Below are 15,023 nucleotides of genomic sequence, written 5' to 3' on the forward strand. Positions count from 1 at the left end.
TCTGATTTGTAGAATCAGAGATGACATGGCTGCTTTTTTCTATAAGAAGTTTTATTTGGAGTGGGATGAAAGATGGAAAGATGGGTACTTTTGAGAAAAGGTGCAGATTTTGAAGCAATTGGAAAAAAATACCATATTAGTCCAAGGCTTGCCTGTCTGATCCGGAACAGAGATATTATAGGTGAAGAAGAAATCCATCAATATCTTAATGGAACGATTACGGATCTGTATGACGGTATGCTGATGAAAGATATGGATAAAGCTTTGGATATCCTGAGAGAAAAGATTGCAGGACAACAGAAGCTTCGCGTCATAGGAGATTATGATATTGATGGAATCAATGCTTCTTATATTCTGTTGGAAGGTCTGGAGCGTCTGGGGGCGGATGTGGATTGCGATATTCCAAATCGAATAACAGACGGGTATGGGCTGAATATTGATCTGATCGAACGTGCGTATGATGATGGGATAGATACCATCGTTACCTGTGATAACGGAATTGCGGCAGCGGATGAAATCGCATATGGGAAGCAGTTGGGAATGACCATTATAGTGACGGATCACCATGAGGTGCCATATTGTGAGGATGATGGAAAGAAAACGTATCGTCTTCCGTTGGCAGATGCGGTCATTGATCCCAAGCAACCGGGCTGTGAATATCCTTTTAAGGGCTTGTGTGGAGCGGCGATTGCTTACAAGCTTGTGGAGGCGCTTTGCGAATCTATGGGAAGAGATGTAGATGATCTGGATGATCTGATTGAAAATGCTGCTATTGCAACAGTAGGTGATGTTATGGATCTGGAAGGAGAAAATCGTATTCTGGTAAAAGAAGGGCTGCAAATGTTGGGAAGAACTCGTAACCAGGGACTGCGCTCTTTGATGGAGTGTACTGGTGTTCAAAAAGATCAGATTCGGGCTTATCATATTGGATTTGTTCTGGGGCCATGCCTGAATGCAAGCGGCAGGCTAGATACGGCAAAGCGGGCGTTAAAACTCTTGCGTGCAAAAGATAAAAAAGAAGCGGACATACTGGCAGGAGAATTAAAAGCATTGAATGACAGCCGAAAAGATCTGACGGATGCGGCGGTAAAGCAGGCGATAGAGCTGGTAGAGACAACGGCTGTGGGACAGGATAAAGTTCTAGTCATCTATCTGCCGGGATGCCATGAAAGTATTGCTGGAATTGTGGCTGGACGTATTCGTGAGATTTACTATAAACCAGTGTTTGTATTGACTGATGCGGAAGAAGGAATCAAAGGTTCGGGAAGATCGATCGAAGCTTATTCTATGTATGAGGAGTTAAGTAAATGTCAGAAGCTGCTGACCAGATATGGAGGACATAAACTGGCAGCAGGTCTGTCATTGGAAAAAGAAAATATTGAAAGATTACGGTATATGTTAAATGCTAACTGTACACTTCAAGAAGAGGATCTGGCAGAAAAAGTAGTGATTGACATGGAGATGCCGTTTTCCTGTGTGACAGAAGAGCTAGTCCAGGAACTGTCATTGTTGGAACCATTTGGAAAAGGGAATACAAAACCAGTATTTGCGGCAAAGAGTGTAGAAATTCTAAGTGGGAAAATTCTTGGAAAAAATAAAAATGTACTAAAACTTCAGGTACAAGATTCTGCCGGTACTCAAATAGAAGCTATGTATTTTCAGAATATAGATCAGTTCTTATCAGAACTTGAGGAAAACTATGGTGTTTTTGAAGTTGAGTCGATGTTGGCTGGCAAAAAGAATCATATCATTCTGATGCTTACCTATTATCCTGGAATGAATGAATATATGGGGAAGAAGACACCTCAGATTGTTATTACGCATTTTCGTTGTCAAATAACATTGAAAAACCCTAAGAAATAGCAGGAAAACAGCAGATTTATTTGAAAATCGCATAAACTAATGCTATACTTAGGATTGTATTTTAATAGAATGGAGAGATTGTTATGAAACCGATTGAAGAGTACGTAAGAAGTATTCCGGATTTTCCAGAACCGGGAATTATATTTAGAGATGTGACCAGTGTGCTTCAGGATGCTGACGGGCTTCATCTTGCGATAGATCTTATGCAGGAGAAGTTGAAGGATGTAGAGTTTGACGTGATTGTTGGGCCTGAATCCAGAGGATTTATTTTCGGAGTGCCGATTGCATATAATCTGCATAAACCATTTATTCCGATTCGAAAAAAGGGAAAACTTCCATGTGAGACGGTTTCAATCAGATATGACCTGGAATATGGCACGGCGGAACTTGAGATGCATCGCGATGCAATCAAGCCAGGACAGAAAGTAGTCATCATTGATGATTTGATTGCGACAGGCGGTACCAATGAGGCTATGGTAAAGTTGGTGGAAGGTCTTGGCGGAGAAGTTGTCAAAACGGTATTTTTGATGGAATTAAAGGGTCTAAAAGGCCGGGAAAGATTAAAAGGATATGATGTTGAATCTGTAATTGCATATCCAGGAAAATAATACGAACGAAAAATATAAGACAGGAAGGAGGCGTTAATATGTCAAAGACAACAACCTATGAGGCTATCGATGGTCGAATCGCGACAGAATCTGTTATGGGGGATAATGCGAAAGGGCTTGAGATTGTTGATGGTCATGCGGTAAAAGCACCAGGCGATTACGAAGATCCGGATCGTTTGTATGACATGTTAATTGCCCGTATCCGTAAGTATCACCCGTCAACAGATGTCTCAATGATTGAGAAGGCTTACCGTCTGGCATCTAAGGCACATGGCAGTCAGCGACGTAAGTCGGGAGAACCTTATATCGTACATCCACTTTGGGTCGCTATTATTCTGGCAGATCTGGAGATGGATAAAGAGACGATTGCATCAGGAATGCTTCATGATGTGGTGGAAGATACGGATGTTAGTGAAGAAGATATCAGAAGAGAATTCGGAGATGAAGTAGCGCTTTTGGTGGATGGTGTCACAAAGTTAGGACGTTTGTCTTATTCTTCTGATAAACTGGATGTACAAGCTGAAAATCTGCGCAAGATGTTCCTTGCTATGGCAAAGGATATTCGTGTCATTATTATTAAACTGGCCGACCGTCTTCATAATATGCGGACATTGCAATTCATGAAGCCTGAAAAGCAGAAAGAGAAAGCCAAAGAGACGATGGATATCTATGCGCCTATTGCCCAGCGTCTTGGTATATCTAAGATAAAGACAGAATTGGATGATCTGGCACTGAAATATTCCCAACCAGAGGTGTTTTTTGATCTCGTAAAGCAGATTAATGCCAGAAAGACAGAACGAGAAGAGTTCGTTCAGCAGATTGTTGATGAAGTATCTGAACATATGAAGAATGCTAATATTAAGGCGGAAGTAAATGGCAGGGTAAAGCATTTCTTCAGCATCTATAAAAAAATGGTGAATCAGGATAAAACGGTGGATCAGATCTATGATCTGTTCGCAGTCCGTATTATTGTTGAGTCTGTAAAGGATTGTTATGCAGCCCTGGGTGTGATCCATGAGATGTATACGCCGATTCCAGGACGCTTTAAAGACTATATTGCGATGCCGAAGCCGAATATGTATCAGTCTTTGCATACAACATTAATGAGTTCGGTCGGTCAGCCTTTTGAGATTCAGATTCGTACGGAAGAAATGCATAAGACCGCTGAATATGGTATTGCGGCCCACTGGAAATATAAGGAATCTAATGATGGTAAGAAGAGTGTTGAGGCGCAGGAAGAAGAAAAACTAAGCTGGCTCAGACAGATTCTGGAATGGCAGCGCGATATGTCGGATAATCGGGAATTCATGAATCTGATCAAAGGTGACCTGGATCTGTTTGCAGAAGATGTCTATTGTTTCACTCCACAGGGAGATGTGAAGAACTTGCCGAATGGTTCTACACCGATTGATTTCGCATACGCGATTCATAGTGCTGTCGGCAATAAGATGGTTGGCGCCAGAGTGAACGGGAAGCTTGTAAATATCGATTACAAGATACAGAACGGAGACAGAATAGAGATACTGACTTCTCAGAATTCTAAAGGACCAAGCCGTGATTGGCTGAATGTTGTTAAGAGTACACAAGCGAAAAATAAAATTAATCAGTGGTTTAAAAAGGAATTCAAAGAAAGTAATATTATAAAGGGAAAAGAAATGATTGCGGCCTACTGTAAGGCGAAAACGATCAATCCGAGCAATATTCTCAATCCAAGATATCAAGAGATTGTGCAGAAAAAATATGGTTTTAAGGATTGGGACTCTGTTTTGGCAGCAATTGGTCATGGGGGGTTAAAAGAAGGTCAGGTCGTTAATCGACTGGTAGAAGAATACAGTAAAGAGCATAAGCAAGAGCTCACGGATGAGGTTGTTATGGAAAAAGTTGCTGAGGCAGCAAAAAATAAGGTCCATATTGCCAAGTCTAAGAGCGGAATTGTCGTCAAAGGAATTGATGATGTGGCTGTGCGTTTCTCCAGATGCTGTAATCCGGTGCCGGGAGATGAAATCGTAGGATTTGTCACACGAGGAAGAGGACTTTCCATTCATCGAACAGATTGTGTCAATATGATTCATCTGACAGAAGCAGAGCGTGCCAGATTGATTGATGCAGAATGGGAAAGTGATGTAGCAGAGAAAGATGGAGGACAGTATCTGGCAGATATCAAGATGTATGCCCGTGACAGACAAGGACTGTTGATGGAGATGTCCAAAATCTTTACAGAGAATAATGTAGATGTGAAGTCCTTGAATGTACGGACCAGTAAGCAGGGAACTGCAACGATTGAAACCGGCTTTATCGTGCACAGCAGAGAAGAATTGGAAAGAGTCGTGAAGAAACTCCGTCAGATAGAAGGAATTATTGATATTGAAAGGGCGACAGGTTAATCATAAGATGAAAGTTGAGAGATTTGTTACAGGAATTATTAGCACTAATTGTTATTTGGCAATCAATGAAGAGACACGACAGGCAGTTGTAATTGATCCGGCTGCCAGTCCGTCCTATCTGATGAAACATATCAGATCAGAAGGGCTTAAGATTGAAGCGATTCTTTTGACTCATGGACATTTTGATCATATGATGGGAATTGATGGATTCTTGGCTGAATATGACGTCCCGGTGTATGTTCATGAAGACGATGAGGATGTGATGAATCAGCCAGAGTTGAATCTGTCATCCACCTATACATCCGGTTACACATTTTCTGGAGCGCATTATATGAAAGATAATCAGGTGCTTACGTATGCGGGATATGATTTTCAGGTAATTCATACTCCGGGGCATACCAGAGGCGGATGTTGTTATTATGTAGAATCAGAAGGCGTATTGTTCAGTGGAGATACGTTGTTCCAGAATTCAGTGGGACGTACAGATTTTCAGAATAGCAGTACTTCGGATCTGATTCGATCTATTCGCGAAAAGTTGATGCTCCTTCCAGATGATACACATGTATATCCGGGACATATGGGAGAGACAACGATTGGTCATGAAAGAAAATATAATCCATATATATAGATTGGAGTATTGGAATGATTCAGATTATATGTAGAAGTGAAGCGTATATTTATAATGTGTATCATATGATAAAGGCTTTTTATCCGTCTGAAGATGTTGTCAGTCAGGTGGAGGAAAAAGCCTCTAATTATGTAACGGTATTGCTTCAGGATGGTAGTATGATTGTTGTGGATGCAGATTATATATCAGAAGAACTATCGGAAAAAGAAGTGAAATATCGGATCGATACCTTTATTTATCAAAAATTGGCAGATGTAACGGGACATACACTTGCATGGGGAATTCTGACTGGAGTGCGCCCTACGAAGATAGCAATGAATAAACTGGAAGAAGGCTGGAATCAGGAGACTTTTGTACCATGGTTCATGGATGATTGTAAAGTAAGCCGCCAGAAGGCAGAATTGTCTTGGAAGATTGCAGAGAGGGAGAGAGAACTGTTGCAAAGACTGGACTATCAAGATGGATATAGCCTTTATGTAGGGATTCCATTTTGTCCGTCTGTCTGTACCTATTGTTCTTTCAGTTCTGGTGCATTGGCAGAGTGGGAACACCGGGTAGAAGATTATCTGCAGGCACTGTGCAAAGAGCTTTGTTTTATTGGAAAAAGATCGGCAGGCAAAAAGCTGAATAGTATTTACATAGGTGGTGGAACGCCAACAACGCTGAGTGCTTCACAGATGGATCGTTTACTTGATTGTATCGAAGAATATTTTCCCAGAGAATATCTGCTGGAATATACGGTAGAAGCCGGAAGACCGGATAGTATTACTCGCGAAAAATTAGAAGTGATTAAAAAACATGGAATTACCCGTATCTCAATTAATCCGCAGAGTATGCAGCAAAAGACGCTGGAAGCGATCGGCAGAAAGCACAGTGTAGAAGAGATTATAGAAGCATATCACCTGGCAAGGGAAATTGGCTTCGACAATATTAATATGGACATTATTGCCGGACTGCCGGGAGAAGATATGGAAGATATGCAAGATACTCTGAGGCAGATTGAACGCCTTGCCCCAGACAGCCTGACCGTCCATTCACTTGCGATCAAACGTGCGGCCAAGATGAAATTAAAAGATCTGGAACAGGATACACAGAAGATATCCCGGACACTTTCTGGTATGATCTTAGAAGCTTCGGAGGCAGCAAAACGAATGGATCTGGTGCCATATTATCTGTACCGGCAGAAGAATATTGCAGGAAATTTCGAAAATGTTGGTTATGCAAAGGTTGACAAAGCCGGAATATACAATATACTTATTATGGAGGAAAAACAATCCATAATTGCTGCAGGTGCAGGTGCATCGACGAAGATTGTATTACCGGAGGCGATTCTGGTCCCGGGCAGCAAAAAGAAGAAGATGACCCGACTGATAAGGGTAGAGAATGTGAAAGCGATCGATGCTTACATTGAACGTATCGACGAGATGATAGAGCGAAAAGGAGAATGGTTATGGCATTAAAGAAGAAACCGGTCACCGGGATGAAGGACATGCTTCCCAAGGAGATGGAGATCCGTGATTATGTGATTCAGCTGATCAAGGATACTTATAAGACCTATGGGTTTACCTCTATGGAGACTCCATGCGTGGAGCATATTGAAAACCTGTGCAGTAAGCAGGGCGGAGATAATGAGAAGTTGATTTTTAAGATTCTGAAGCGCGGCGAGAAGCTGAAGATCGATGAGGCTAAAGAGGAGAATGATCTGGTAGATGGCGGACTGCGTTATGACCTGACGGTGCCTCTTGCAAGATATTATGCCAACCATTCGAACGAGCTGCCGGCTCCATTCAAAGCCTTACAGATTGGTAACGTATGGAGAGCAGACCGTCCGCAAAAGGGACGTTTTCGTCAGTTCATGCAATGTGATATAGATATTTTGGGAGAGCCGGGCAATCTTGCAGAAATCGAGTTGATTCTGGCGACAACAGCGATGCTTGGCAAATTGAATTTCCATAATTTTACCGTATGTATCAATGACCGTAACATCTTAAAAGCAATGGCTGCATACAGTGGATTTAAAGAAGAAGATTACGATGAAGTTTTCATTATTCTGGATAAGATGGATAAGATCGGTGCAGAAGGGGTGGCCGCAGAACTTCAGGAGATGGGATATACGAAGGAAAATGTAGAGACCTATCTTCAGCTTTTTGATGAAGTGGCTCCAAATGTGGAAGGAATCCGTTATCTGAAAGAGAAGTTAGGGGATGTTCTTTCTGATCAGACAGCAGACGGCATGGAAATGATCATCTCAAGTGTAGAAGCTGCAAAAGAATGTGAATTTAACATTAAGTTCGACCCGACCCTGGTAAGAGGTCAATCCTATTATACCGGTACTATTTTTGAAGTAACGATGGACGACTTCGGAGGTTCTGTTGCAGGCGGAGGACGGTATGATAAAATGATCGGTAAATTCACCGGTCAGGATACACCGGCCTGTGGTTTCTCGATTGGATTTGAGAGAATCGTGATGCTGCTTCTGGAAAATGGATATGAAGTTCCGAAAAAAGGAAGTAAGAAGGCTTATCTTCTGGAGAAAAATATGCCAAAAGAAGGCTTGTTAAAGGTATTATCACTTGCAAAAGCAGACAGAGAAGCAGGCAGACAGGTGCTGATCGTGAACATGAAGAAGAATAAGAAATTTCAGAAAGAACAGCTGACGGCAGACGGTTATGAAGAGATCATCGACTGTTATGCTGATTCCGTGGAAAATATATAAATATATCCTGAAGGATGAAAAAGGAGATAAAGACTATGGCAGAGTCAATGCAAGGGTTAAAGAGAACCCATAGATGTGGAGAATTATCCAGCGCCAATATTGGTGAGACAGTCACTATTATGGGATGGGTACAGAAGAACCGTAACAAAGGCGGGCTGGTATTTGTAGATGTAAGAGACCGTTCTGGAATTATTCAGGTGGTATTCGAAGAAGGAAAGGCAGAAGCTGCGCTGATCGAAAAAGCAGCAAAGCTTCGTGCTGAGTTCGTTGTAGCTGTTGTTGGTAAAGTAGAAAAACGTTCTGGTGCAGTAAATGAGAACCTGGCAACCGGAGAGATTGAGATCATTCCGGAAGAGCTTCGGATTCTTTCGGAGTCTGAGACGCCGCCGTTTCCAATTGAAGAGAATTCCAAGACAAAAGAAGAAGTACGTCTGAAATACAGATATCTGGATTTGAGAAGGCCGGATCTTCAGCGCAACTTAATGATGAGAAGTAAAGTTGCAACACTGACTCGTCAGTTCCTGGCAGATGAAGGCTTCTTAGAGATCGAGACCCCGGTACTGATCGGAAGTACTCCGGAAGGAGCCAGAGATTATCTGGTGCCAAGCCGTGTACATCAGGGACATTTTTATGCGCTGCCACAGTCACCGCAGCTTTTTAAGCAGCTGCTGATGTGTTCTGGATATGACCGTTACTTCCAGCTGGCAAAGTGTTTCCGTGATGAGGACTTACGTGCAGACCGCCAGCCGGAATTTACGCAGATTGATATGGAGCTGTCTTTTGTGGATGTGGATGATGTTATCGATGTCAATGAAAGACTGCTTGCAAAGTTGTTCAAAGAAGTACTTGGGATAGAAGTATCTCTTCCGATTCCACGAATGACTTGGCAGGAAGCGATGGACCGCTATGGTTCTGATAAGCCGGACGTCCGCTTTGGCATGGAACTTACCAACGTCACAGAGGTGGTAAAGGACTGTGAATTTGTTGTATTCAAAGGTGCTATTGAAAATGGCGGAACAGTCCGTGGTATTAACGCTAAAGGACAAGGCGAGATGCCGCGTAAGAAGATTGATAAACTGGTATCCTTTGCGAAGGATTATGGCGCAAAAGGACTTGCTTATATTGCAATTCAGTCAGATGGAACAGTCAAATCATCTTTTGCCAAATTCATGAAAGAAGAAGAGATGACAGCTCTGATCAATGCTATGGACGGAGAAAATGGAGATTTATTACTCTTTGCGGCAGATAAAAATAAAGTCGTATGGGATGTCCTTGGTGCTCTTCGTCTGGAGCTTGCACGTCAGATGGATCTGTTAGACAAGAATGAGTACAAATTCCTGTGGATCACAGAGTTCCCATTGTTAGAGTGGAACGAAGAACAGAATCGCTATACGGCAATGCACCACCCATTTACAATGCCGATGGAAGAAGACCTTCCATACATTGACACTGATCCGGGACGTGTACGTGCAAAAGCTTATGATATTACCCTGAATGGAAATGAGATCGGCGGTGGAAGTGTTAGAATCTTCAATCCTGAGATTCAGAGCAAGATGTTCGAAGTGCTTGGATTTACACCGGAGCAGGCTCAGGAGCAGTTTGGCTTCCTGTTAACTGCGTTCAAATACGGTGTTCCGCCACATGCAGGGCTGGCTTATGGTCTTGACAGACTGGTCATGCTGATGGCTAAGCAGGACAGCATCCGTGATGTCATTGCATTCCCGAAGGTAAAGGACGCATCTGATCTGATGACAGAGGCCCCGACAACAGTTGCACAGGAGCAGTTGGATGAACTGGGCCTTCAGATTGTGGAAACGGAATAGTAATGTTGTATTTTCATATAAAGATGGGAGGATCACAACCTCCCATCTTAATCTCTAAAAAGAGTTTATACCTTTTTCAAATAACAAAAAAACTTGAAATTCGTTAGAATTTCAAGTTTTTTTAGAGCGACAGACGGGGTTCGAACCCGCGACCCCGACCTTGGCAAGGTCGTACTCTACCAACTGAGCCACTGTCGCATTTTTTATGTTTTGTGTTCCTCAGAACAATAAATAATATACTACAAGAATGTTTATCTGTCAACACCTTTTTTCAAAAATATTGAAAAAATTTCGAAAATCTAAAATTTGAAAAAATAATATATATTATGGTATACTGGTGCAGTATGAAAGTGAAAACAGATAAAGGAAGTGGAGAGATGAACGAACAGCAGACAATTAAAATAGGCTTACTGGGACTCGGTACAGTTGGCAGCGGAGTTTATAAGATTATAGAGCGCCAGAAAGAAGAGATGGTCAAGAAAACAGGTGCCCGTCTGGAAATAGCAGGTATTTTGGTTCATAATCTGAATAAAGTAAGAGACGGTGTGGATACATCTCTTTTGACGGATCGATGGGAAGATATCATTAATAATGATGAGATTTCCATTGTCATTGAGGTGATGGGTGGAATTGAACCTGCGAAGACGATGATTCTGGAGGCATTAAATTCCGGAAAGAATGTGGTGACGGCGAACAAAGATCTGGTCGCAGAGTATGGAAGAGAACTTCTGGATGCGGCAGAGAATAATGGCGTGGATTTCCTTTTTGAAGCAGCGGTGGCCGGAGGTATCCCGATCATTCGTCCATTGAAGCAGTGTCTGGCTGCAAATGAAATGGATGAAGTGATCGGAATTGTCAATGGAACGACCAATTATATCCTGACAAAGATGTTTGAAGAAGGAATGGATTTTGATGAAGCACTGGAAAAAGCGACGGAACTTGGTTATGCAGAGGCAGATCCGACTGCAGATATCGAGGGACTGGATGCAGGAAGAAAAGTTGCGATTATGGCTTCCATCGCGTTCCATTCCAGAGTGACATTTTCCGATGTATATACGGAAGGGATTACGAAGATCTCTGCAAGGGATATCAATTATGCAAAGGAATTTGGCAATGTGATCAAGTTACTGGGGGTTGCACATAATACAGAAGATGGTATTGAGGTATCTGTACATCCGATGATGATTCCTCAGGAGCATCCTCTTGCATCAGTAAGAGATTCCTTCAATGCAGTATTCGTACATGGAGATGCAGTGGATGATGTCATGTTCTACGGACGTGGTGCCGGAGAATTTCCAACGGCCAGTGCCATTATGGGAGATGTCATTGATGTGGTAAGAGATATTCAGTATCACTGCACCGGAAGAATCAGCTGTACTTGTTACCGTGAGACTAAGGTGAAGGAATTTCGTGAGGTAAAGAATAAGTTTTTCCTGCGCATGCAGGTGGATAATAAACCGGGGGTTCTGGCAGCAATCGCCAGTGTATTTGGCGTGCATCAGGTCAGTATCTCGAAAGTAATCCAGAAAATCATTACGGACGGGGTCGCTGAACTGGTTATCGTGACAGAAGCAGTAAAGGAATATCATATGGAGGATGCTCTGGAGTATCTCAAAGATATGGAGACTACTCGTGAAATCAGCAGTGTGATCAGGGAATACTAGGAATTATGAATGAAAGAAGAAATATAATGAATCCGCTGGCAACAGAGCGTATTGACAAATTAATTGCAAAATTTGCAATCCCCGCCATCATCAGTATGCTGGTGAGTTCCCTATATAATATCGTGGACCAGATTTTTATCGGACAGGGAGTTGGAATGCTGGGAAATGCGGCCACTAATATTGCATTTCCGATTTCTATTATCTGTACGGCAACGGCTCTTTTGTTGGGGATCGGAAGCGCATCTAATTTTAATCTAAAGTCAGGAGCCGGTGAATCAGAAGAAGCAAGCAAGATTGTCGGGACTGGCCTTGCAATGCTGGTTATCTGCGGTGTGATCATTGCTGTGGTTGTATTATTTTTTTTGGATCCTCTTCTACAGTTATTCGGAGTGACACCGGATGTATTGCCATATGCACAGGATTATACAGGAATTACAGCGTTTGGAATCCCGTTTCTGATTCTGACAACAGGTGGCAATCATCTGATCCGGGCAGACAGAAGTCCGACTTATTCCATGGCATGCATGTTGACTGGGGCAATTATCAATACGATATTGGATCCTCTGTTTATCTTTGGATTTCACTGGGGAATTAAAGGAGCAGCCTGGGCCACTATTATTGGCCAGATTATATCAGGGATTCTGGTAATCGTGTATTTCCTACGGTTTCGAAAATTAGAATTAAATTGGTCAATGCTCCGTCCAAAAGGGAAGTACCTGAGAGCCATTGTCTCCCTGGGAATGGCGTCCTGCATTAATCAGATTGCTATGGCGATTGTTCAGATCGTGATGAATAATACTTTGCGGTATTATGGCGCAGAGTCTATGTATGGAACCGATATTCCACTTGCCTGTGTAGGAGTTATTTCAAAGGTAAATATGGTCTTTATGGCCATCTGTATCGGAATCTCTCAGGGATGTCAGCCAATCTGGGGATTTAATTATGGAGCAGGACAGTATGACCGGGTAAAACAGACTTACAAGAAAGCATTTCAGATATCTTTGACAATAGGCATCATTTTCTTTTTATGCTTTCAGCTCTTTCCGCGGCAGCTGGTCAGCATATTTGGTACCGGAAGTGAAGAATACTTCCGGTTTGCAGAAAGATATTTCCGCATCTTTATGTTCATGACATTTATCAATGGAATTCAGCCCATGTCTTCCGGATTCTTTACGTCCATCGGGAAGGCGAAACTGGGGATTGTAGTATCACTGACGAGGCAGATTATCTTCCTGCTTCCGTTGATTCTGATCTTCCCGCTCTTTATGGGAATTGATGGAGTAATGTATGCGGGACCGATTGCAGATGGAGCTGCGGCAATTGTTGCAATCGGATATTCTGTTCGTGAATTGAAGAGATTTCGTGAAGATGGAATATAAAAAATTATAATGTATTCATTGAAAAAGTAAATAATCAACCATCAGAGAGACTTGTTGAAAACCCAGAGTTTATGGGGATTGTTTCCAAAAACGTGAAAAAAGCAACAAAATTGTGAATATTATAACTGGATTGTTGCAAAATACACACAAAAAAGCGCGTTGACAAAGAAAAAAACGACAGATATAATGAGGAAAAATAAAAAACAAGAAGTTGGCTGATGGATTCGAGAGAGATTCTGGTTCTTGTTATCAGAACGCCGAAGGGGCAAGAGGGAAATTGAAACTCTCAGGCAAAAGGAATCGAATCCGGACAATACTCTGAAGGACAAACGACAGGGGACTGTGTGATCCAGATGGATCATGCAGTCCTTTTTCTCTTGTTTGACAGAAGAAGGCTGTTAAAGAAGGAGGAGCAAAAATGGAATTGAAAACCCCATTATATGATGCACATGTGAAAGCCGGAGGAAAGATCGTACCATTTGGCGGATATTTACTGCCGGTACAGTATGGAACCGGAGTGATCAAAGAACATATGGCTGTCCGCACACAAGCCGGATTATTTGATGTATCTCACATGGGTGAAGTGCTGTGTGAAGGAAAAGATGCACTCCAGAATCTTCAGATGATTCTGACGAACAATTTTGACAATATGGTAGACGGTCAGGCAAGATATAGCCCGATGTGCAATGAGAATGGCGGTACAGTGGATGATCTGATTGTATATAAGAAATCAGATAACCATTACTTTATCGTAGTAAATGCAGCAAATAAAGATAAGGATTATCAGTGGATGTTGGATCACCAGTTTGGAGAAGTGATATTTACTGATGTGTCAGAGCAGTATGCACAGCTGGCATTGCAGGGACCAAAAGCAATGGAGATCTTAAAAAAGCTTACGGCGGAAGAGAATATTCCAAAGAAGTATTATCATGCTGTGTTTGATACAGAAGTTGCCGGAATTCCTTGTATTATTTCTAAGACTGGATACACAGGAGAAGATGGAGTAGAGCTTTATCTTGACAGCAGCAATGCTGAGAAAATGTGGGATGCTCTTCTGGAAGCCGGAAAAGAAGACGGTTTGATTCCATGTGGACTGGGAGCAAGAGATACCCTTCGCATGGAAGCAGCAATGCCTCTCTATGGTCATGAGATGGACGATACAGTATCTCCATTAGAGACAGGACTTGGTTTTGCAGTAAAGATGAAGAAAGATGACTTTATCGGGAAAGCGGCATTAGAAGAGAAGGAAGCACCTCAGAGAACACGTATCGGCCTGAAAGTAACCGGACGTGGAATTATCAGAGAGCATCAGGAAGTATTTAAAGATGGAGAAAAGATTGGTCTTACTACTTCCGGAACGCACTGTCCATATCTTGGATATCCAATCGCAATGGCACTGGTTGCAGAAGGCAGTGCAGAATTGGGTGATAAGGTAGAGGTCGAAGTAAGAGGCCGAAAAGTAGAAGCAGAAGTGGTGGCACTTCCATTCTATAAAAGAAGTAAATAATAAATAAAAAGCCAATATAAAGAAAAAAGGAGATAAAACGATGGAATTAAGAGAAGGATTATTGTATTCAAAGTCACACGAATGGGTAAAGGAAGAAGGAGATGTTGCTGTGATTGGTCTTACAGACTATGCACAGTCTGAACTTGGAGACTTGGTATTTGTCAATCTTCCGGAAGAGGGAGACGAGATCTCTATAGGCGAAGCATTTTCAGATGTTGAATCTGTTAAAGCAGTATCTGATGTGTATGCACCGGTTTCCGGAACTGTATGTGAGATTAACGAAGAACTCATGGATGCTCCAGAAAAGATTAATGAGGCACCATATGAAGCATGGTTTGTAAAAGTGAAAGATATTACAGAAAAGGAAGAACTCTTATCTGCAGAAGAATACAAGGCATTTGTAGAGAGTGAACAGGCATAATAGAACAGATTAAGGAAAGGCGGTGACGCT

Annotated in this window: 11 protein-coding genes, 1 tRNA gene and 1 riboswitch; of the genes, 11 read left to right on the forward strand and 1 reads right to left on the reverse strand. The window is 42.1% G+C overall.

All coding sequences use genetic code 11. The features are described 5' to 3' along the window. The first annotated feature begins 72 nt into the window (after positions 1–72). The 7 genes from recJ (at position 73) to aspS (ending at position 10,022) form a co-directional block, all read left to right on the forward strand. Positions 73–1,863 (forward strand): single-stranded-DNA-specific exonuclease RecJ, encoded by a 1,791-nt coding sequence (recJ, locus tag ABE613_RS07050; protein ID WP_347376022.1) that lies wholly within the window; start codon positions 73–75, stop codon positions 1,861–1,863. Positions 1,864–1,946: 83 nt separating this feature from the next. Further along, positions 1,947–2,471, forward strand: coding sequence for an adenine phosphoribosyltransferase (locus tag ABE613_RS07055; RefSeq protein ID WP_235232030.1), 525 nt, complete (start codon positions 1,947–1,949; stop codon positions 2,469–2,471). 38 nt (positions 2,472–2,509) lie between these two features. Further along, positions 2,510–4,855 (forward strand): RelA/SpoT family protein, encoded by a 2,346-nt coding sequence (locus ABE613_RS07060; RefSeq protein WP_235232031.1) that lies wholly within the window; start codon positions 2,510–2,512, stop codon positions 4,853–4,855. A gap of 7 nt (positions 4,856–4,862) precedes the next feature. Next, positions 4,863–5,483: an MBL fold metallo-hydrolase gene (locus ABE613_RS07065; RefSeq protein WP_347376023.1), complete on the forward strand. Its 621-nt coding sequence runs from the start codon at positions 4,863–4,865 to the stop codon at positions 5,481–5,483. A 14-nt stretch (positions 5,484–5,497) separates the two neighbouring features. Then, the gene (gene hemZ / locus ABE613_RS07070) at positions 5,498–6,943 is read left to right on the forward strand and encodes a coproporphyrinogen dehydrogenase HemZ (RefSeq protein WP_347376024.1); all 1,446 of its coding nucleotides are present in this window, start codon (positions 5,498–5,500) and stop codon (positions 6,941–6,943) included. Then, a complete protein-coding gene (hisS, locus tag ABE613_RS07075; RefSeq protein ID WP_347376025.1) occupies positions 6,928–8,199 on the forward strand; it encodes a histidine--tRNA ligase in 1,272 nt (423 codons plus the stop codon). The genes hemZ and hisS overlap by 16 nt, the downstream gene beginning before the upstream one ends. Positions 8,200–8,234: 35 nt before the next feature. After that, positions 8,235–10,022 carry an aspartate--tRNA ligase gene (gene aspS / locus ABE613_RS07080; protein WP_235232035.1) on the forward strand — a complete coding sequence of 596 codons (1,788 nt, stop codon included), beginning with the start codon at positions 8,235–8,237 and terminating at the stop codon, positions 10,020–10,022. 125 nt (positions 10,023–10,147) lie between these two features. On the opposite strand, the gene ABE613_RS07085 is transcribed toward aspS, so the two are convergent. Further along, positions 10,148–10,220: transfer RNA gene (locus ABE613_RS07085), tRNA-Gly, on the reverse strand. A 179-nt stretch (positions 10,221–10,399) separates the two neighbouring features. Between ABE613_RS07085 and ABE613_RS07090 the strand changes: the two genes are divergently transcribed. The 4 genes from ABE613_RS07090 to gcvH all read left to right on the forward strand — a co-directional run bounded on the left by ABE613_RS07090 (position 10,400) and on the right by gcvH (position 14,993). After that, the gene (locus ABE613_RS07090; RefSeq protein ID WP_347376026.1) at positions 10,400–11,686 is read left to right on the forward strand and encodes a homoserine dehydrogenase; all 1,287 of its coding nucleotides are present in this window, start codon (positions 10,400–10,402) and stop codon (positions 11,684–11,686) included. Between the two features lie 5 nt (positions 11,687–11,691). Then, positions 11,692–13,065 (forward strand): MATE family efflux transporter, encoded by a 1,374-nt coding sequence (locus tag ABE613_RS07095; protein WP_235232037.1) that lies wholly within the window; start codon positions 11,692–11,694, stop codon positions 13,063–13,065. 215 nt (positions 13,066–13,280) lie between these two features. Further along, positions 13,281–13,378, forward strand: a riboswitch (glycine riboswitch). Between the two features lie 105 nt (positions 13,379–13,483). Further along, positions 13,484–14,572: a glycine cleavage system aminomethyltransferase GcvT gene (gcvT, locus tag ABE613_RS07100; protein ID WP_235232038.1), complete on the forward strand. Its 1,089-nt coding sequence runs from the start codon at positions 13,484–13,486 to the stop codon at positions 14,570–14,572. 40 nt (positions 14,573–14,612) lie between these two features. Next, positions 14,613–14,993, forward strand: a complete 381-nt coding sequence (gene gcvH, locus ABE613_RS07105; RefSeq protein ID WP_235232039.1) for a glycine cleavage system protein GcvH — start codon at positions 14,613–14,615, stop codon at positions 14,991–14,993. Positions 14,994–15,023 lie beyond the last annotated feature (30 nt).

This window comes from Dorea chungnamensis, from assembly GCF_039832125.1.
Classification (GTDB): Bacteria; Bacillota; Clostridia; order Lachnospirales; family Lachnospiraceae; genus JAFBIX01.